General features: G+C 57.0%; 11 protein-coding genes. 3 read left to right on the forward strand and 8 right to left on the reverse strand.

Annotated elements, in window-relative coordinates; genetic code table 11:
- Positions 1-73: 73 nt before the first annotated feature.
- Positions 74-2116, forward strand: a complete 2043-nt coding sequence (locus JOE65_RS11540; protein ID WP_205163332.1) for a DUF6541 family protein — start codon at positions 74-76, stop codon at positions 2114-2116.
- Positions 2117-2130: 14 nt separating this feature from the next.
- Here the strand turns inward: JOE65_RS11540 and JOE65_RS11545 are convergent, their stop codons facing one another.
- The 5 genes from JOE65_RS11545 to JOE65_RS11565 all read right to left on the reverse strand — a co-directional run bounded on the left by JOE65_RS11545 (position 2131) and on the right by JOE65_RS11565 (position 9148).
- Positions 2131-2859, reverse strand: a complete 729-nt coding sequence (locus tag JOE65_RS11545) for an ABC transporter ATP-binding protein (RefSeq protein ID WP_205163333.1) — start codon at positions 2857-2859, stop codon at positions 2131-2133.
- Positions 2860-2864: 5 nt separating this feature from the next.
- The gene (locus JOE65_RS11550; protein ID WP_420827507.1) at positions 2865-3752 is read right to left on the reverse strand and encodes an ABC transporter permease; all 888 of its coding nucleotides are present in this window, start codon (positions 3750-3752) and stop codon (positions 2865-2867) included.
- Between the two features lie 2 nt (positions 3753-3754).
- Entirely contained in the window at positions 3755-5773 is a 2019-nt protein-coding gene (locus JOE65_RS11555) for a glycosyltransferase (protein WP_205163334.1), read from the reverse strand.
- Positions 5770-6957 (reverse strand): UDP-galactopyranose mutase, encoded by a 1188-nt coding sequence (gene glf, locus JOE65_RS11560; protein ID WP_205163335.1) that lies wholly within the window; start codon positions 6955-6957, stop codon positions 5770-5772. The genes JOE65_RS11555 and glf overlap by 4 nt, the downstream gene beginning before the upstream one ends.
- A gap of 130 nt (positions 6958-7087) precedes the next feature.
- Complete coding sequence (locus JOE65_RS11565; protein WP_239536703.1) at positions 7088-9148, reverse strand: acyltransferase family protein; 2061 nt, start codon at positions 9146-9148, stop codon at positions 7088-7090.
- Between the two features lie 142 nt (positions 9149-9290).
- On the opposite strand from JOE65_RS11565, the gene JOE65_RS11570 reads away from it, so the two are divergent.
- On the forward strand, positions 9291-13133 hold the full coding sequence (locus JOE65_RS11570) for an FtsK/SpoIIIE domain-containing protein (RefSeq protein ID WP_205163336.1): 3843 nt from the start codon (positions 9291-9293) through the stop codon (positions 13131-13133).
- On the opposite strand, the gene JOE65_RS11575 is transcribed toward JOE65_RS11570, so the two are convergent.
- Complete coding sequence (locus JOE65_RS11575; RefSeq protein WP_205163337.1) at positions 13130-13555, reverse strand: hypothetical protein; 426 nt, start codon at positions 13553-13555, stop codon at positions 13130-13132. The genes JOE65_RS11570 and JOE65_RS11575 overlap by 4 nt on opposite strands.
- Before the next feature lie 249 nt (positions 13556-13804).
- Between JOE65_RS11575 and JOE65_RS11580 the strand changes: the two genes are divergently transcribed.
- Positions 13805-14053, forward strand: coding sequence for a WhiB family transcriptional regulator (locus JOE65_RS11580; protein WP_205164181.1), 249 nt, complete (start codon positions 13805-13807; stop codon positions 14051-14053).
- A gap of 33 nt (positions 14054-14086) precedes the next feature.
- Here JOE65_RS11580 and JOE65_RS11585 read toward each other — a convergent pair whose 3' ends face one another.
- Positions 14087-15538, reverse strand: coding sequence for a histidine kinase N-terminal domain-containing protein (locus tag JOE65_RS11585; RefSeq protein WP_205163338.1), 1452 nt, complete (start codon positions 15536-15538; stop codon positions 14087-14089).
- A gap of 11 nt (positions 15539-15549) precedes the next feature.
- Positions 15550-20385 carry an NAD-glutamate dehydrogenase gene (locus JOE65_RS11590; RefSeq protein ID WP_205163339.1) on the reverse strand — a complete coding sequence of 1612 codons (4836 nt, stop codon included), beginning with the start codon at positions 20383-20385 and terminating at the stop codon, positions 15550-15552.
- Between the last annotated feature and the right edge of the window lie 50 nt (positions 20386-20435).

The following is a 20435-nucleotide window of genomic DNA, read 5'->3' on the forward strand; positions in this document are numbered from 1 at the left end:
TCAGCTGCGACGAAGGCATCCTCGTGGGGTAGTCCCCGCCGCCCCATCCAGCAAAAGTCCGAGGAGTCTCTGCATGTCCTGGCCGCAATTCGTTCCCATTCTGGTCGGCACACTGCTGCTTTTCCTCCTTCCTGGCGGACTCACTCTTCGCGCTTTAGGATTACGCGGTATCGCCATGTGGGCGCTGGCAGGGCCGGCCACCGTCAGTATCATCGCCACGGCTGCCATCGTTTGGCCGTATCTGTCTCTCCGGTTCTCACCTGCGTCAGTCGCGATCTTCACTGGGGTACTTACCCTGGCCATACTCCTGGTCCGCTATGGCATTGCCGTCTTTCGTACCCGGCCCTACACGTCCGGCCCTTCAGGCGCCCCCGGTGGGCATAGATTCGCAGGACGTGTCCTGCCATTGAGCTACGAAAATATCCGGGCATCATGCTACGTGCTCGCGGTGTTGGTTCCGGCCGTCATTATAACCGCTCGGTTCGTCACGATTATCGGCAGCCCGGAGAATATCTCTCAGACTTACGACAACATCTACCACTTGAACGCTATCCGTCATATCCAAATGACCGGTAACGGCTCTTCCATGACGCTGGGCAATCTGACTGAAGCGTCACAGGGCTTCTACCCGGCAGCTTGGCATGACGTCCTTGCCCTCGTAGTGCAGTTGCTGGGAACGTCCGTACCCGCCGCCGTAACCGCCGGGAACATAGTCATCAGTGCCGTGCTATGGCCGTTAGGTTGCATTTATCTCGTAACCCGGATCACCGGTACCCGAATCCTGCCGGTATTGCTCACGGGGGCCATCGCCGCCGCGTTCAGTGCCTTTCCCTACCTGATGATCGACTTCGGCGTCCTTTATCCCAACCTGCTCTCGGTTGCCATTCTGCCTGTTGCGCTCGGAATCATGGTCTCTGGCCTGAGGCTGGGAGCGATCGGGCTCGCGACACTTCCCGCAGCCTTGCAGTTCCTTGCCGTGCTCCCCGGTCTTGCGCTGGCGCATCCCAGCACCGTCGTAGCCGTCATTGCCTTTGGCGCCCCGATGATGGTCGCGTGGCTTGTCAACGTCACCGTCGCATGGCGGCGGAAAAAGTCCTCAGGCGTAGCCGTGATTGCAGCTCTCGTTGCCGTCGCGGCATATATCGTCGTCGGGATGATTGGGTGGCAATTGGCAGTTCAACCCCAAGCCGCCTCAGGCTGGGACCCGCGTCAAACGGTCTCACAGGCACTAGGGGAGATTCTCGGCAGCGGCCCCCAGGGCACTCATATTTCGTTTCTCCTGCTACTTCTGACACTGGCCGGCGTCGCAACGCTTGCGCAGGAGCCGCGCCGGTGGTGGCTGCTCGGCGTTTTTGCCGTAGGTTCTGCCCTCTTCATTGTCGCCTCGGCAATGCCGGAGGGGGACCTCAGGCATTTTTGGACTGGGGTCTGGTACAACGACGCTTACCGGCTCGCGGCCATACTGCCTACGGTCACCCTTCCAGTAGCCGTGCTGGGCGGTACCAGGGTGCTGCGCACCCTGGGACTATGGATTGAAAGCCTGCATCTGACGACAACCCAATTCTACCAACGCGCGCTTCCCCTCGTCCGGGGACTGTCGAATAAGGGGATGGCCGCCGCCGTCATTGTCATCGCCCTCGGTGCCACGACGCTCTTGGCACAAATCGGTTCCTTGGACACTGAGCAGCGCCTGGCCTCGGAACGATACCGAATCTCGGATACATCCGTGCTCCTGAGCAGCGACGAATTGGCGTTGCTCGAACGAGTGCCGGAGTTGGTCCCGCCAGGAGATGTTGTTTACGGAGATCCTTGGAACGGCAGCACCTTGGTCTACGCGGTCTCGGGGCGTGAAACTGTATCCCCTCACGTAGTCGGGGCCCGTTCGGAGGCTGAGCTGGTGTTGATGTCGCATATGGATGAAGCTGGAGTGAATCCCGCTGTTTGTCCAGCGGTGAAGGAATTGAACGCCTACTACGCTCTCGATTTCGATGACCGTGAGGTCCAGGGCGGCCAGCACGTCAACACTGCAATGGACAATGCCGAAAGTGCACCTGGACTGGAACTCATCGCCAGCGAGGGTGAAGCGAAGCTCTACAAGGTGACGGCCTGCGGGTAGCCCGAGGCATTTAGCTACGTGCCGGACCGCAACGCCTTCACAACATTCGTGACCGAAGAGTCGAGGACCAGGCGGCCCTTCTCCATGAGGATGCCACGCTCACAGACTTTCACCACCAGATCCAGGTCGTGACTGACGACAACGAGCGTTTTACCGGCCGCACTCAACTCCTTGATCTTCTTGATGCACTTCTTCTGGAAGGGCTCATCCCCCACGGCGAGGATCTCATCCACGAGGAAGACTTCAGGATCGGTGTGCACCGCGACAGAGAAGGCCAACCGCAGATACATGCCGGAGGAGTAGAATTTCACCTCTGTGTCGATGAACTGGGCGATTTCAGAGAATTCAACAATGGAATCGAACTTCTCGTCGATCTCCTTCTCCGTCATGCCGAGAATGGCACCATTGAGGTACACATTGTCCCGGCCACTGAGATCAGGGTGAAACCCCGCGCCAACCTCGATGAGTCCTGCAACCCGGCCCCGGGTACGCACCGTACCCGAATCCGGAAGCATGACGCCGGACATGTGCTTGAGGAGCGTGGACTTTCCCGAACCGTTCAGCCCCAGTAAGGCCACTGACTCGCCCTCGTTTATGGAGACCGAGACTTCGTTGAGGGCATGGAACTTCTCGGACAGATCACCCTTGCGTCCCTTGACCAACCACACAAAGGCTTCCTTGACGGAGCGGGTGTGCCGCAGGACAAATTCCTTGCTGACGTTCGTTACCTCTATGGCCAACATAGTGCTTACAACTCCTGAGCGAAACGGCCCTCAAGGCGACGGAAAGTGAACTGCCCCAGAAAAATGATCACGAGTGAGGTGAGGAGTCCGATGGGCAGCCAGAAATCCAACAGGTTGGGCGGAACGGCCATAGCAGGGTCCATGACGTCCGGAGTCGTGGTGGGCAGCCAGAAGGCAAAATGGAATAGTTCCACAGCGATGGTCATGGGATTGGACTGGTAGAAAGTGAAGAAGGCGTGTCCCATCTTCTCCTCCACCATGGTCCACGCGTAAAGGACCGGTGAAGCCCAAGTGGCGATCATCAGCAACATGTCAACGAAGTTTTCAGAGTCACGGAAATACACGTTGGCGGCACCGAAGAACAGCCCCAGGCCAGTGGCCAGGAGTGCCACAATGAGGAATCCCCCGCCTGCGGCTGCGATCTGCGTAATGGACGGATGCCAACCGACAAACAGGCATGCGGCTAGGAGAACCACCAGCTGCGGGAAGAAATGTACTGCCGATACCCATACCGAAGCGACCGGAAAGAGTCCGCGAGGCAGATAAATTTTCTTTATCAGGTTGGCGTTGCCCACAATGGAGCGGGCTGCGTTCCCCAGTGCCTCCGAAAAGAAGTTGATGAGCACAATCCCGGCGAACAAGTAGATCGAGTAGTTGGGAAGTCCGCCGGGGTTCCGGTCGCTACGCTCGAGCCCCAGGAACACTCCCAGCGCAATGTAGAAGACAATGAACTGCACTGCTGGCTTCACATAGGACCAAAGGAGCCCAAGGACCGATCCACGGTAGCGGACCTTGAGTTCCTTTGATACCAGCAGGCGCAGGAGGAACCGCGAACGCAGAACATCGCGGAGTCCGCCAGCTTTGCCGGGCGTAACCAGACCAGTGGTACTCAACGTCAGTTACTTTCCTCGGAATGCTTCTCGAAAGTTTTCTTCCAGACGTCGATGGACGTCATCTCCGGAACCGCTGCCTTATACCGTGCGCTCAGTTGCGGCCAAGTGCGCAGAATCTCACTGTTGAGACGCAGACTCTCCGACAGAAGTTCTCTGAGTTTCTTCGGATCACGTTTGTACCAGGACGCACCCGTACCTTCGGCGTTCGTCACAACGGCGCTGTCGTATTGCGACATACGCCACCACTTATTGTCCTGGTGCGCCACGTAGGTCTGAGGACGGGTTCTGCTGGTTTCCGACACAGGTTTGGTCAATTGGCGGATCACCGTTTTTGCGGCCCAAGGAACGAGAGTCGTATAGGATGGCGCCCTAAATCCTTGTCCGTGCCGAGGCGGCTTGTCCATTTTTGGCGTGGGAAACGCTTCTGGATCCGGCTTGATCTGAGAATCAGAGTACTCGGCAATCATTGCCCGGATTTCCGGCAACTTTGTTGGAAGCAGGTCGTGCAGACCCTCCGGCCCCTTAAGCACATCACGCAAAGCCATAATGCGACCCATCGAGGTAAAGTACTGCATCGAGATCAAGTGCTTGATGTCCAAGTAGCCGGTTTCCCGAACTACACGACCGCCGCGTTCGTAAGGACTGTGAAGGAGCGCGGTTATCAGCCTGTTCCGTGTATGGAAATATGATTGCCAACCAACGAGGTCATCTTTGTCCGCCCAGGATACATGCCAAACGGCCGCACCGGGCATCGACACCGTGGGAAATCCCGCACTCTTCGCGCGCAATCCATATTCCGAGTCGTCCCACTTGATGAAGATGGGCAGCGACAGTCCAATCTCACGAATCACCTTCGTCGGGATCAGGCACATCCACCACCCGTTATAGTCGACGTCCACACGCCGGTGGAGCCACGGCGTTGTCCGCAGGTTGGACCTGGCAAAATCGTGACCGAGCTCTTGGGCCGCGATGGGCTGATCAGGTTGAATCCTGTAGGGATTAACAGTTTCACCGAACGTGTGCAGAACGGACCTGTTATAGAGGTCAAACATGTGACCGCCGACAATCGTCGGCGTTTTGCAGCGGTCCGCGAAGGTGAGCAAGCGGCTGATACTTTCCGGCTCAACCACGACGTCGTCGTCTAGAAGCAGCACATAGTCGCTGCCATTCTCGACCGCCTCGAACATACCGCGGGAGAACCCTCCCGACCCACCAAGGTTTGCCTGGTCAATGATACGGAGTTTGCTGTGAAGTGCTGCTTCGACTTCCGCGAACCCCTCTGCGTCACGGACCTTCTGAGTACCCTGATCAACGACGAGCACTTCTCGCACATTCTCGAGCGCTTCCGGGTGGCTAGCAAGAATGTTGAGATTGTCGAGGCAGAAATCGGTTTTGTTGAGCGTCGTTATTTCAAGTGTCACAGACCCTGTGTGCCCGGCCGCCGTGCGCTCGTCTTCAGCGCTCAGCCAGTCGGCTGATTCCAGAATGACCGATTCGGCACCTGCAACGATGTCAAACCAGTACCACCCGCCGTCGCCGAAAGGCTTGAGGGACAAATCGAAGGCACTCTCGGCGCTTCCACTGACACGTTGAGTTTCGACGTGCTGCAGCGAACCCCTTGCGTTCGACTTGTACACGCTGATGCTACCGGCTCCGGAAGTCACGACCCGAAGCTTAACCTCTTCGATGGCGGTCCACCGACGCCAGTAACTGGCAGGAAAGGCGTTGAAATAGGTGCCGAAGGAAATTCTCTCACCTGCGCGAACAGTCGTGGAGGTCCGCGATACAAAATCTTCAACGTGAACCTCGCTCGTCGCCGCCGGTGAATACGCGGACGTCGGCTGCCGGCCGGTTGAAGAGCCATCCATAGTGTTGAACTGAGCGCCACGCGCCGTCCCACTATCGACGTAAAGCAGAGCTGTATCCATCTGGCTCTGGTTCGGAAGTATGACGCGCTGAAGAGTGGTGAACTTTGTTGTTTCCGATTTTGAGCTGTCCACCGCTTCGGTTGAACTTGTCATGCGTCGACTCCTCCACTCTCGAGTGTTGCGCCACCACTGAAATGAGGCTTGATCTTGTTGTCAAACATGGCCAACGCGGATCCTATGGCCATGTGCATGTCCAGATATTTGTAGGTACCAAGTCGCCCACCGAACAAAACGGACTTCTCACTCTTTGCGAGGTCCCGGTACGCCAGAAGTTTCGCCCGATCCGCTTCCGTATTGATGGGGTAATACGGCTCGTCGCCCTCCGTCGCAGAACGCGAGAATTCGCGCATGATCAACGTCTTGTCCGATGGGTAATCTCGCTCTGGATGGAAGTGGCGAGGTTCGATGATCCGAGTGTAGGGAACGTCGCCGTCGTTGTAATTGACCACAGACGTGCCCTGAAAATCGCCTACATCCAGCACTTCCTGTTCAAAATCGATGGTTCGCCAAGAAAGGTTGCCCTCCGCGAAGTCAAAGTATCGGTCCACTGCACCTGTATAGACGACTGGGACATTCCCCACGACGTTGGACTTTCCGTACTCTTGAGAGTCATCAAAGAAGTCAGTGTTCAAGTGCACGGAAATGTTGGGATGATCCGCCATACGTTCTATCCACGCCGTGTAGCCGTTGGTGGGAAGTCCCTCGAAGGTGTCGTTGAAATATCGGTTGTCATAGGTGTAGCGAACCGGAAGCCGGGAGATGATGCCGGCCGGAAGATCCTTGGGATCCGTCTGCCACTGTTTTCCGGTGTAGTGCTTGATGAACGCTTCGTAGAGCGGCCGACCAATGAGCTGAATGCCCTTGTCATTGAGGTTCTCCGGGTCCAATCCGGCGAACTCCCCCGCCTGCTCCTGGATGAGCGCACGTGCCTCATCCGGAGTATGGTTTGCCCGGAAGAACTGGTTGATGGTGCCGAGGTTGATTGGAAGCGGAAAGACTTCGCCCCGATGCACGCCGTAAACCTTGTGCACGTAACTCGTGAACGTCGTGAACTTGTTGACGTAGTCCCAAACGCGCTCGTTAGAGGTATGGAACAAGTGCGCACCGTACTTATGCACTTCAATTCCAGTCTGCGGGTCTTTTTCACTGTAGGCGTTACCGCCGATGTGGTAGCGACGGTCGATCACCGCGACCTTGAGACCCAACTCAGTTGCAGCCCTCTCGGCCACTGTCAGTCCGAAAAACCCGGAGCCGACTACTACAAGATCAACGTTCACAAATTCTCCCGTGTTGATTTGGGCAGGATCGATATTGAGGAACCTGCGCAGTTAAGGTTACCCGACCGTGATCTCATCACAGTCATTCCGGCCTCTCGACAGCGCCCTACATGCGCGACGCACTGTCCAACTACCATCGAACAGCTGCGCGGAACCGCTGGTCGAACTCAGGACGCATGGATTCAACGTACGTCTCAGTCAGATGGTTGTCGTCGATGTAGACGTAAATGTTGCCTACGACAGCTGGACAGACATCTTCTCGGCAGATCAGGTCAGTAACATCCATTAGCTTGATGTCTGGCGCTACGGCCCGCAGTTCCTCGAAGGGTGGAGCGGAACTGAGAACCGTGCTCCGTGGCGGATTGCACTTGTCAGAGTCCTCACCATGCAGTTCGACACACTCCATCATGTTGAACGTGAATCGAGGATTATCGCGGATTCCGATCAGTTGGATCCCCTCGCTGCGCAACAGATTGGCCGCGTTCGCCAAGCCGCTCACAATGGTGTCCTGCGGATCCTCCCGATGGGCACTAGTGGCAACAGTAAAAACCGCATCCGGGTGCAACTCCTTGATGTAATCTGTTGCCGCAGCGTTAAACTCGTTGCATTCCTTATAACCTCCTTCGAATCCCACACTGTAGGTGCACCCCCCCAGTAGCAGCGACACTACTTTCCAGTTCTGCGCTCTAGCCATTGGTTCGATGGCGCCAAGCCACTGCTCCGTGTGCGAATCGCCCACCACGACGAGAGTTCTGGCTGGCTCACCGGAGACTTGCGTATCAGCACACCGACCCTCAAGCACGTCGGCCTGCGGCACAAACGGGGCGTTCTCGCACTTACCGTCCAGGCCCGCATACTCTTTTTGAATGTCCGCGGCGGCGGGCAGGATCTCGACTCCGGCAGGCGATTTGCCCTCGAAACCATCCATCAACACCCGGGCGCCCGGGTTATTGACTGAAGCCATCTTCGCGAGCTCAGCTGCATGGGCTCGCAACTGGAGTTGCCAGCCAACGACGGGCACGACCACGAGGGCAACGCAGACAGCAATAATGACAGCAGCCCTGCGCCGCTTCTTCTCCGCCCATTGAGACTCTCGAATCGGCCTTTCAATGAAACGGGTTGTGAGGTAGGCAAGCACCAGAGCCAGCCCGATAATCCCTGTCCCACCCACTATCCCCACGGCGGTGCGATCCCGGAAGATGAGGTACGTGATGAGAATGGGCCAGTGCCAGAGGTAAAGGGCGTAGGAAATATCTCCCATACGGACCAGCGGTCGCCAGGAGAGCAACCTGTCCGCGCCGAAACGGCTTCCGGTTTGGCCTGCAACAATAATGAACCCCGCCGCCAGGGTTGGCCACAACGCCACATATCCGGGGAACTCCCCCTGCACATCCAGAACAAAACCGCCGCTGAGCATGGCAGCGAGGCCTACCCATCCCATCACGACTCGCAGTGCTGCCGGAATCCGCAGAAATGGTAGAGCTAGCGCGAGCAGCGTACCCAGGGCGAACTCCCATAACCGAGCACGTGTATCGAAGTAGGCGAATGTCTGGTTGGTATACGTCTCAACGATGGAGAATGTCAGCGATCCGAGGAACACTGCGCCGAAAACTGCCAGAACCACAAACCGAAATCGTGCCTTCAGCAGTTTGGTGAGGAACGCGGCGAAGGCGAACAAAAGTGGCCAGAGGATGAAAACCTGTCCCTGAACGGATAACGACCAGAAGTGCTGGAGAGGACTCGCTTGACTGTGATCTGCGGCGTAATAGTCCACCGAGTTGAATGCCAGCACCCAGTTTTGGAAGTACAGCAACGAGGCCCAGGACTGTCCGAGAATTTCCGGCCAACGCGACTGGGGAATGAACAGATAGGTCGCGGCAAGAACACCAAGCAGCGTTACAACGACAGCTGGGAGTAGCCGTTTGAAAAGATGAAGCCAATACTTACCGAGCCTCAGCGGTATGCCATTTTCAATCTTTCTGGTGAACGAGAACGTCAGCAGAAACGACGAAATCAGCAGGAAGACATCCACCCCACCCGAGACCCGTCCAAACCATATATGGTAAGTAACGACCATGAGGACGGCCAAGGCGCGCAATCCCTGAACTTCGGGACGATATCTTGGCCCGGCCGGATGCGCGGCAGCAGGTGTCACCGGACGCTCAGGTGCCAAGGCCGGGTTGGTAGTCAAGATCTTGATCCTTTGGATGTGGATGAGAACGACGTAAGTCTAGCGTGACGAGAGTTATCCACAGGTGACGTACACAGCCCCACCGTGATGAATGAAGTCAACGTAGCCTTTTCGGTAGTCATTCGAAAAGGGGGGGCAGGGCATGACATTACACTTCACTCTGGTCATGTTGGGATCCGATGCAAACGAGCTGGTAGCGAACACGACGTCGGTAAACTCCGGAGATGCTCTCGCCGCTTCTCTTGCTGAGTTGTACGGGCCAGGCAGTTACACCGTGGGAGGAAAACTGTTAGCCGGGCTGGTTCCTGGGCAATGGCCCCTGGTCAATGGTTGCATTGTGGTGCGTGGAGACTCGCGGCCACGGAACCGCCAACCACCGTCATTAGTGTTGGCGGTCAATACCGGACCGGATGCCGGTCAAGTGTTTCCTCTGTTGAGGGGCGACTACGAAATCGGGCGCACTGGCTGTCCCATTTCCATCAACGATCCTGAACTTTCCCGCAAACATGCCGTCCTGACTGTATCCGACCACCACATTTCCCTCCGAGACCACGGTTCGGTCAACGGCACCTGGGTGGATGGCAGCAGAATCGACCACGTGAAAGTGGATGCCGACTCGTTGATCCGCCTGGGATCCAGCCGATGCAGCATCGTTCCCGCGTCCTCATGGCAGCGCGCTCCTGTAGGCGAGGACGTCAACGAACCGCTGATTGTAGACTCCCCTCCCCCACCGGAGAAAAATCGCATGGTATGGGTCACCGCTCTGCTACCTCTGGTCCTGGGAGTGGTCCTGGCAGTGACAACACAGATGTGGTTCTTTCTCGCGTTTAGCGGTCTGTCCGCTGTTACTGGCCTCGTGCCGCTGTTATCCGGGCGCCGCAAACGTCGAGCTTTTACGGCGGCTGTTGATAGTGCCCGTCTCCAGGATGAGAAAAGACGACGCCGGGCAGCACCCGACCCTGCGATTCTCCATCTTGCGGTGCAACATGGCCGGCTTGAGCTCTCCAACTCTGCTGCCCAGCTGCGCCTGGGATTGGCCGATCAACCGGCAAATCTGCAGGTCAAGCCAGCCCAACAAGGGTGGGCGCCGCCAGTGCTGGCAGACGTACCTGCTCTGGTCGATATCAGCCGCCCGAACCGCATCGTCATCAAAGGGTCCCAGGACGCAGCTTCTGCGTTAGTCCGCTCCCTCGTGCTCCAGCTGTCCGTCTATGACGTGGAAATGATTTCGTATGGACACGCAGAAGACATTCCAGCCGGTCTGCGTTTCCTACCTGCGTCCACGATTGTTTCCGATCCAGCGGATCTCCTGAACGCGCTCTCACGAAGTCTCGCACCCGTCGTCATTCTTTGGCGCCACGCCGCTGAGCTAAGCAGTGCCCTGGAAGCATCCGGAAAGAGCATCTTCTGGATCCATGGCGAGGACATCGACGCCTCGCATGTGATTACCACGACTTTCCATGGTGGCAGTATCTGCAACCGTCAGGGACACACCACACCGTTCACGCCTGATCTCATCGGTACGCGTACCTTCGAAGCCATGGCAAGGGCCATCGCGTCCGTTTATCTGCACGATGACAACTCGGGATCCGGCCCTGTGCCCGACACCGTTAGATTCGACTCCATCACTCCGGTAACCGCAGCCGGCATCAAAGTGGCATGGGACAGTGGAAAGCGTGGTTTGCGCGCCCCGCTGGGCAGCGCTGAGTCTGTCCTTGAGTTTGATCTTGCTTCCCAGGGACCCCATCTGCTGGTGGCGGGAACCACTGGTGCGGGAAAGTCCGAGCTACTACGCGCACTGGTCCTTGGCATAGCTACCCAGCATTCGCCGTCGACCGTAAACTTCCTGTACATAGATTTCAAGGGCGGTTCTGGCCTTGGCCCTCTCGATTCTCTGCCCCATTCCGTGGGAATGTTGACCGACCTATCCGCTGAAAACGTAGCCCGGGCACTCGTCTCCCTCAAAGCCGAGGTCAAACGTCGGGAACACCTCTTTGCCCACTTCAAAGTCTCCGATATAGGCGACTACGCGCTTCATCGACGCGTGACAGACCCACTTTTACCGCGGCTAGTCATCGTAGTGGATGAGTTCAGAATGCTGACGGAAGAGGTGCCAACAGCTGTCAAGGATCTGATGCGAATAGCGACGCTCGGCCGGTCCCTGGGCGTACACCTCATCATGGCCACGCAACGCCCCCAAGGGGCAATCACACCAGACATCAGAGCGAACATCACCGCGAGCATCGCACTGCGCGTGCAGTCGGCGGCAGACTCTCAAGACGTACTGAACAGCGCCGTCGCAGCCTCGATTCCCGTGGCACTGCCTGGACGGGCGTTTATCAAAGTCGGGAACGAGGCCCCCATAGAATTTCAGGCCGCGTCGACACTCGGGAGCGCAGACCCCACCACCGTCCTTAAACCTGTCACGGACTTCGCCGGTTTTCTCCACGCTCGCTCCACAGCAGTCGGAACCGACAACACGTTGACTCAGCTGGATGCCGCCCTGGCAGCCATATCTGTCGCTGCTGATGGCTGGCAGGCTCCTTGGAGGCCAATACAGCCTGCTCTTCCTTCGGCGGTGCCAGTGCCGAGCACCACAGTCGCTATAGACCCTGAAAAACAAACGGAAAATATGCCCATTTTCGCGGGGATACTGGATATTCCGGATGAACAACGTCAATGCACCCTTGAATGGGATCCCGAAACTGACTCCCACCTTGCATTGGTCGGGATTTCCGGGAGCGGGAATGACGATGCGATGCGCGGCCTCGTCATCGGTATTGTTCGTTGTCGACCCAAAACACACGTCTATATCCTTGACGGAGACAGCTTGATGGCAGGTGCGGCGGAGCTGCGGCAAGTCGGAGCCTACATACGGGGCCACGAGGTCAAAAGAGCCGCGAGAACCCTGAAGAAGTTGTCCGCAATTATCTCGGATCGGCTCGCAGACCATTCCGTAAACGACGCGCTGCCTGCTCCTGTGGCGGTCGTGGTCACCGGCTGGGGCCGATGGGTATCAGTCCTGAGAAGCAGCAGGTGGGCGTGGGCCGAAGATTGCCTGGGAGATATTGTCCGTGACGGTGAAAAAGCCGGAGTTACAGTCCTCATCAACGGCGACAGGGATCTACTGGCCTCACGTTTCTTTACGCTCGTGACCAACCGTGTCTTCCTGCCTAGTGGATCCAGCACCGAGGCGCAGATGATGTGGCCCAAGCGTCCGGAGATGGATCTTGTGCCCGGTCGAGCCTTCGTCCAGGGCCGAATCTCGACGCCAGCTGGGGCAGTCGCGCAAACGTGCGCCGTCGATTCCTCCGATTTCACGTACCGTGTCAGCCGGCTCCCAACCGATTCTTCTATTCGCCCGCCCCGGGTTGAGCCACTGCCGAGGGCAGTGGCAACAGACTCCTTGGACCCGACAGTGCAGAATGGACAATCGGCTCGTATTCCCATTGGTCTTGGCGGCGACGAATTAGAGACCGTGAGAATGACCGTCAGCCCACGCGGAGTGACTGCGATACTCGGTGGGCCGGGTACTGGAAAAACAAACTTTCTGAACCTGCTCAGGACAAACATGCCCGATCAGTGGACTCTGCTTTCGCCGCATGACGAACAAGACCCCGTCCGGTACTGGTCAACGATTGACGCGCAGGCGATCAAAGACTTGTCATCGACACACGGAACTTTAGCCCTGGTCGACGATGCTGACCGAATGCCCCCAGAAGTGCACCAAAAGCTCGGCCAGCTTCACCAGGGCGGGGTGAGCGTTGTCTTCACAGCAATGCCCTCGCCAACGTTGATCTCCAAAATACCGTTGGCTATGGAAGCCCGCTCATCAGGAACGGGCATCGTTTTGTGCGCCAGGCAGTCCTCAGATGCTGACTTCTTCGGTATTAGGCTAGAGCTCGAAGGCCGTCTACCCTCGGGCAGAGCCCATGTGATCGTCTCGGGAGAGGTCGAAGAAGCTCAACTCGCTTTGGCTCCTTAGAAGGTTCGACCGTTTTCGGAACGCCTACCCATAAAATCAACAACGGGTTGTGAGAACAACAGCAGCAAAATCGTTGCGGCTGGCGCCACCACGCACAACGCCAAAAACCACTGCTCGCCGTTGAACAAAGGAAAGGCCAGAACAATGAGGAAAAGTTGCCACACCAGGGCAGCTGATCTGGTCCAGCGGTAGCCGCGGTAGAGAAATATAGAAACGGCTAATAGCCACCCAATCGCCAAGACAATCAAAGCAAGGCTAAAAAAGGCCACCCCAGCATGGTAGGACTCAGATCTGAACATGGAAACCGCATACCAGATTCCAACGACGATCAGCATGGCAGTCTCGACGAGGATAAGGCCGGAGACAACCCTTACACCGGCCGGAGCAGCTACGGACGAATCTGGAGTGTTGAGACTTGACACACCGCAACCCTATCCGAGATCGCCGCGATGTGAGACGCTCAATGTGGAGTGGCAAGAAGTAACCAAGTTTGTGACGAATCACTCGTCACTGCGACGAAGTCCCTGCTCTTAACCCCTTGTTAGCCGCGTTTTAACGTGGAATTGTTTAACTAGTTGGTTTAGGGGCCGTGCGTGGCCCCTTTTGTATGCGGTGGACCTTTTCCAGCAAGGACCGCTACCATCTATTCCCCAAAGGAGAACGTGATCATCATGGATTGGCGTAGCAAAGCAGCCTGCTTGGACAAGGATCCCGAGTTATTCTTTCCGGTCGGAAACACCGGCCCCGCACTGCTCCAGATCGAGGAGGCCAAGAGCGTCTGTCGGCGTTGCCCCGTCATCGACACATGCCTGCAGTGGGCCATCGAATCAGGCCAGGATGCCGGCGTTTGGGGTGGCATGAGCGAAGATGAGCGCCGTGCGCTGAAGCGCCGAGCTGCCCGTGCCCGCCGGGCCTCATAAGGGCCTCGGGCTCTAGCTTGTTCCGGACCAGCTCTAGTCTTTCGGAATCCCCATCTTGAGCCGAACGTCAGTTCCTCCACCCTCGCGTGCGTCCCAACTGATGGTGCCGCGAAGCTCACTGGCCACTAATGTCTGGACAATTTGCTGACCCAATCCTTCGCTCGCGATTTTCGAATCAACGCCCACCCCGTCGTCGGTCACCATAACGTCAAGGACCTCGGCGCCCAGTTCCACGCGACGTTCGGCGGTCAGTCGAACCGTTCCCGCACGGCCCGAGAGTCCATGTTCGACAGCGTTTGTGACCAGTTCGTTGATGACCAGGGCCAATGGCGTCGCGAAGTCACTGGGCAATTCACCGAACTTGCCGCGTCGTTCAGTCCGCACATCCTGCCCAGGTGATGCCACTTCCGCAGACAACCTGAATTGGCGGTCGATCAACTGGTCGAAGTCGACGGTTTGGGCCAAGCCCTGAGACAGCGTTTCATGGACAAGCGCGATCGTTGCAACCCGCCTCATTGCTTCTTCAAGGCCCGATCGACCCTCATCGCTTTTCATTCGTCGGGATTGCAAGCGCAGTAAAGCAGCCACCGTCTGCAAGTTGTTCTTAACCCGGTGGTGGATCTCCCGGATTGTGGCATCTTTGGACACCAATTCGAGCTCACGACGACGAAGTTCAGAGACATCCCTACACAAGACCACAGCCCCGTAGCGGGCCTCACTGTTGCGCAACGGGATCGACCGCAAGGACAAGCTCACTCCCTTGGCCTCAATCTCGGTACGCCATGGCATCCTGCCTGTCACGACCATGCTCATGGACTCATCTACAGGATGCCGGCCCCGCATCAGATTCGTAGTGATATCCATCAATACTCGGCCGTCCAGAGTTCCTGCTTCGCCCAACCGCCGAAACGCCGAAACGCCGTTGGGGCTTGCATATTCAACGACGCCTTCCTCATTGAGACGGATGAGCCCATCACCAACTCGGGGCGCCCCTCGCCTCGCCCCCGTAGGCTCCGCGGAATCCGGCCAAAGCCCTAGCGTCACCATGGTCAGCAAATCATCGGCGCACCGTCGATAAGTACACTCCAATTTTGACGGCGCACGAGACGAAGCCGCTTCAGAATGGGAGGTCACGGCTGCAAGAGTCCGCCCATTTCGCACCACGGGCACGGCCTCCACCCTCATCGCCGAATCACCCTCCTGCGCAGTTTCGATGCGGCGGCTTCTCCATGACCTATCCACGAGCGGTGTCAGGTCTGCACGCATTCTTTCACCCACGAAATCGGCGTGGAAAACCGTGTGAGACGTGGAAGGACGAACATGCGCCAACGCGACATATCCGCCGCCCTCATCTGGGAACCACAAAGCCAAGTCGGCAAACGCCAGATCAGCAATCATTTGCCAATCTCCCACCAGGAGATGCAGCCATTCTGCATCTCCTGGTCCGAAGTCAGCGTCCCCTATTGGGTCTGTGAAGATTGCCACAGGCTAAGGGGTCAGCGACGAACGACGGAACGCAAATGACGCAATGCGACAGACAGAGACGCCATATCGTCACGTTCGAGCCTGTTTACCTCATCAAACATCTTTGTAGCCCGTTCCAGATGCACAGCGTTCTGCCCTTCCCATTCCGCCAAGCGCTCCACGGCATCAGTTCCGCTGGCCGTTGCCCGCATCACCGAATACGTCATATCGGCGACCGTCGAGTAAAGATCGTCCCGGAGCGCGGCCCTCGCAAGCGCCTGCCACCTGTCCTCCCGTGGAAGCTTGGAAATCCTGGTCAACAAGGAATCGACGTCGAACCTGTCGTAAATCGCATAGTAAACTTTCGCGATCTCCTCCACAGGTTCATCGATGCGCTGCGTAGCGTACGCAATATCAAGTAACCCGTAGCTTTCGAACTGCTCGGCCCAATGACGACCCACAGCCTCCGGCAGACCCCACTGCGAAGCCTTCTCCCGCCAATCCTCAATGCGCTCCAAATCAGAACCAATAGCGTAATCAACCAAGTGCGCACGGAGAGGATCGATCAGCGGCTTGAAGTGCGCCACGTCCTGTTCAACATCGGTTTCAGCGCTTACATGGTTAGCAAACCATCGGACCGCCCGGTCCAGTAGCCGACGCATATCCAGATAGACGGTGCACCACCGATCAATCGGGAAGCCAGCAGGCATGGAAGCCAAAGCATCGGCCATCTCATCGAACTCGAAGATCTCGCGTAGAGCGGCAAATGCTCGGGCAACAGCCGCTGCGGAAACCGATGTTTCCTCCATCGCCCGGAAGGCAAACGTGATACCGCCCATGTTGATCATGTCATTTGCAATCACAGTGGCAACGATTTCGCGCCGCAACGGATGAGTGTCCAACTCGTCGTCGAACCGTTCCACGAGCTGTCGTGGGAAATAACTGCGGAGCGTTCTGGCGAACCAAGGATCATCGGCGAGATCACTGTCCGTCAGTGCTTTGGCCAACTCAATTTTTGCATAGGCAGCCAAGATAGCCAGCTCAGGAGAAGTGAGTCCTTCTCCTGCACTAAGGCGAGCATGCAGATCCTTTGTTGTCGGGAGGAACTCCAATTCACGGTTCAGTCCAGCATGCTCTTCAAGGTGGTCCATGAGCCGTTCAAAACTCGGGCTCCACTCCACAACTCGCTGCCTGTCATTGAGCAAAAGGATGTTCTGATCGATGTTGTCCTGAAGAACCAGCCGGGCAACTTCATCCGTCATGGAATGAAGGAACTCTGACCTTTCATCCACCCCGAGCTTTCCTGCCTCGACCATCCTGTCCACAAAGATCTTGATGTTGACCTCATGGTCAGAACAATCAACGCCAGCCGAGTTGTCGATCGCATCCGTGTTCAGGACGACTCCATTGCGAGCTGCTTCAATTCGGCCGCGCTGAGTCATACCAAGGTTTCCACCCTCACCGATGACCCGAGCCTGAATATCTACACCGTCCACGCGGATGGCATCATTTGCCTTATCCCCGACGTCACCATGTGATTCGGTCGATGCCTTGATATATGTTCCGATGCCGCCGTTGTACAGCAGGTCAACAGGAGCACTCAGAATGGTCCTCAGGAGCTCCGGAGGGCTCAAGGAGCTAACCTGCTCGCCGAGTCCAAGTACCTGGCGAATCTCGTTTGAGATCGGCACCGATTTACGGGAGCGGGCAAAGACGCCACCACCAGGACTAATCAGCGATGGATCGTAGTCGGCCCACGACGAGCGGGGCAGATTGAACAATCGGGTGCGTTCGGCGTATGACGTCTCTGCAACAGGGCTGGGATCCAAGAAGATATGACGATGATCAAAGGCCGCAACGAGCCGGATGTGTTCCGACGCCATCATTCCGTTGCCAAAGACGTCACCGCTCATGTCCCCGATTCCGACCACCGTGAAGTCTTCGGCCTGCGTATCGATTCCAAACTCACGGAAATGCCACTTGACCGAAACCCAAGCGCCCCGCGCCGTGATGCCCATCGCTTTGTGGTCATACCCCACGGATCCGCCCGATGCGAAAGCATCCCCGAGCCAGAAATCGTATTCCGCTGACAATGCGTTCGCTGTGTCTGAGAACGATGCAGTGCCCTTGTCTGCGGCGACAACGAGGTACGAGTCCTCGCCGTCGTGCCGGACCACGCGCTCTGGAGAAACGACGGACTGCCCGTTCTCGTGAGAGACCAGATTGTCCGTGATGTCCAGCAGCCCACGAATGAAGATCTTGTAACTCTCCTTGCCTTCGTCCATCCAAGCGCCACGATCCAACGCCGGGTCAGGAAGTTGCTTGGCGAAGAACCCGCCCTTGGCTCCCGATGGAACAATCACGGCATTTTTAACAGTTTGAGCCTTGACCAAACCCAGAACCTCGGTCCGGAAGTCTTCTCGCCGATCGGACCAGCGAAGACCTCCACGGGCAACCTCACCAAAGCGCAGGTGTACTCCCTCAACTCTTGGAGAATAGACCCAGATCTCGAATTTCGGTCGAGGGAATGGCGCCGCATCGATACTGGAGGTATTGAGTTTGAAGCTGACGTACGACTTCTCCTGGAAGAAGTTGGTTCGCAGCGTCGATTCGATGAGGTTCGCGACTGTCCTCAGTACACGATCAGCGTCCAGGGTCGACACCTCCTCGAGCCCTGCCCTTAGTTGCTCCTGTACGGAGTCAACTGCCGCTTCACGCATCTCCGCATCGAGATCGGGATTGAACCTCGCCTCGAACAAGTCCACTAGTGCACGAGCAACCGCTGGATTAGCGAGAAGCGTGTCAGCAATAAACCCGTATGAGTTAACGTTTCCGAGCTGACTCATGTACTTTGCGTAACTGCGCAGGATTAGCACCTGTCGCCACTGCATATTCTCCGAAAGGACCATTCGATCGAATTCATCGGATTCGCTCTGCCCGGTCATAGCTGCTCCGAACGCATCCTCCAGAAGCGAAGCCGTCTTCATCGGATCTATACCATCTGGATAGCGCAGCCCGAGGTCGTAGAGGTAGAAATTCGCTCCATCCGCTCTGTTGATCTCAAACGGCCGCTCGTCCAGCACTTCCAGGCCAAGATTATGTAGATGCGGGAGAATCTGGCTCAGGCTCTTCGGCTCTCGAAGATAGAGGTTCAGTCGCGCATCTTCGTCCTTGGATGCGTCTTGGGAGCTTGGCACGTAAACCTGCAGGACCGGGGCCGAGCTTCCTCCTGATTCGTAGCTCTCGAAGCGTTCGATGTCATCCAGAGCATCCTCGACCTCAAAAAGTACACGGTAACTCGGTGGAAACGCCTCGGCCCACTGGGACGATACGTAATCGGCCTTTTCACGGCCAAACTTCGAATGGGTTACCTCTTCGACCCCCTCGCTCCAGGAACGGGTCGACTGGACGAGTCTCTGTTCCAACGCTGCTGAGTCTACGTCGGGAGTCTCGCCGCCGCGTGGAAGTCTGATGCGGAAAAAGAGCCGTGTCAGTGCTGACTCACTCATCCGTGCCTCGAAGTCGATTGCATCGGCGTCGAAGGTTTGCCGCAGTTCATCTTCGATACGCAAACGCGTGCTTGTGGTGTAACGGTCGCGTGGAAGGTAAATGACGGCAGACATAAACCGTCCGTAGACATCCGGCCGCAGAAAGAGGCGTGTACGGCGTCGTTCCTGCAAACGCAAAATTCCCATGGCGGTACTAGCCATATCGTCAGCGTCAATCTGAAACAGTTCGTCTCGGGGATAGGTTTCAAGGATCGTCATGAGGTCCTTGCCGGAATGGGAGTTCGGATGAAAACCACACTTCCGCAGGACTGCATCGACCTTGTCCCGGACAACTGGTACACGTCGCACAGCGTCCGTGTAGGCCGTAATGGAGAACAAGCCGATGAAGCGTCTCTCACCATCCACGTTCCCCTGAGCATCAAACCGCTTGATACCGATGTAATCCAAGTACGCGGCTCGGTGAACAGTGGAGCGTGAGTTCGCTTTTGTCACAACGAGAGCACGTGACTCCCGGGCCTTCGCTTTGCCAGCAGTAGTCAAGTGCTGGATCTTCCGTCCATCGCGAACATCGCGCATGAGGCCTAGCCCTGAGCCATCCTTGACGAAAAGGACATCCTCGGAGTCCACGGTTTTCAAGTCATACTCACGGAAGCCTAGGAACGTGAAGTTTCCCTTGTCTAGCCAGGTCAGCAGTTCACGGGCCTGCTCGAGGTCCGGTACAGCCTCCGCTTGGGGAAGTGACTTGAGGTTCTCGGCAATTTCGCGCGCCTTGGACCTCATGGCAGACCAGTCTTCCACCGCAGACTTAACGTCTCCGAGAACTCGCGTCACGCCGTCGATCAGTTGTTGACGGTTCTCAGGACTCTTAAGCCGCCGCACTTCGACGGCAATCCAGGACTCAACAAGGGTGGTGTTGTTATTTCCATCCAAAAGATGCGCAAGGCTTGGAAGTGCCGCTGTATCCCCATTCGAGATGCCGGCATGCGAGGGTACTTTGTCCAGCCGGACGAGTTGTCCGCTGTCTTGGTCGCGTGTGGCAACGAAAGTTGGATGGATGACCAGCTGAATTGCCGCATTTTGCCGCACAATTTCCGCAGTTACCGAATCAACGAGGAAGGGAATATCGTCAGTGACGACCATGATGGTACTGGCATCGTCCTCTTCCAGAACATCAACCGCGACCCCTCCGGCGCGTCGGGACGCCGCTAGTGCGCGATGCTTCGTAGCTCTGGCTCTCAACGTCTCCGGGCTATATTGCCTCGCATCTTCAGCGGCCAGCTGCTCGTAGTAGTTTTCGACGAACTCTTCTACCGAAGTGCCTGAACTGGACAGATCCGCCGTGCTGGATCCAGACGACATTGAAACGCCTCCACTAAGAAATGAAAAACTGCACCGTTGCAGTCCCTTAC

It is taken from the genome of Arthrobacter roseus (assembly GCF_016907875.1).
Lineage (GTDB): Bacteria > Actinomycetota > Actinomycetes > Actinomycetales > Micrococcaceae > Arthrobacter_J > Arthrobacter_J roseus.

What these genes read in the sequence shown, in the direction of transcription:
- JOE65_RS11555 (WP_205163334.1), bottom strand. Translation starts at nt 5,773, where the DNA reads ATGACAAGTTCAACCGAAGCGGTGGACAGCTCAAAATCGGAAACAACA.
- JOE65_RS11570 (WP_205163336.1), top strand. Translation starts at nt 9,291, where the DNA reads ATGACATTACACTTCACTCTGGTCATGTTGGGATCCGATGCAAACGAG.
- JOE65_RS11590 (WP_205163339.1), bottom strand. Translation starts at nt 20,385, where the DNA reads ATGTCGTCTGGATCCAGCACGGCGGATCTGTCCAGTTCAGGCACTTCG.
- JOE65_RS11545 (WP_205163333.1), bottom strand. Translation starts at nt 2,859, where the DNA reads ATGTTGGCCATAGAGGTAACGAACGTCAGCAAGGAATTTGTCCTGCGG.
- JOE65_RS11540 (WP_205163332.1), top strand. Translation starts at nt 74, where the DNA reads ATGTCCTGGCCGCAATTCGTTCCCATTCTGGTCGGCACACTGCTGCTT.
- JOE65_RS11580 (WP_205164181.1), top strand. Translation starts at nt 13,805, where the DNA reads ATGGATTGGCGTAGCAAAGCAGCCTGCTTGGACAAGGATCCCGAGTTA.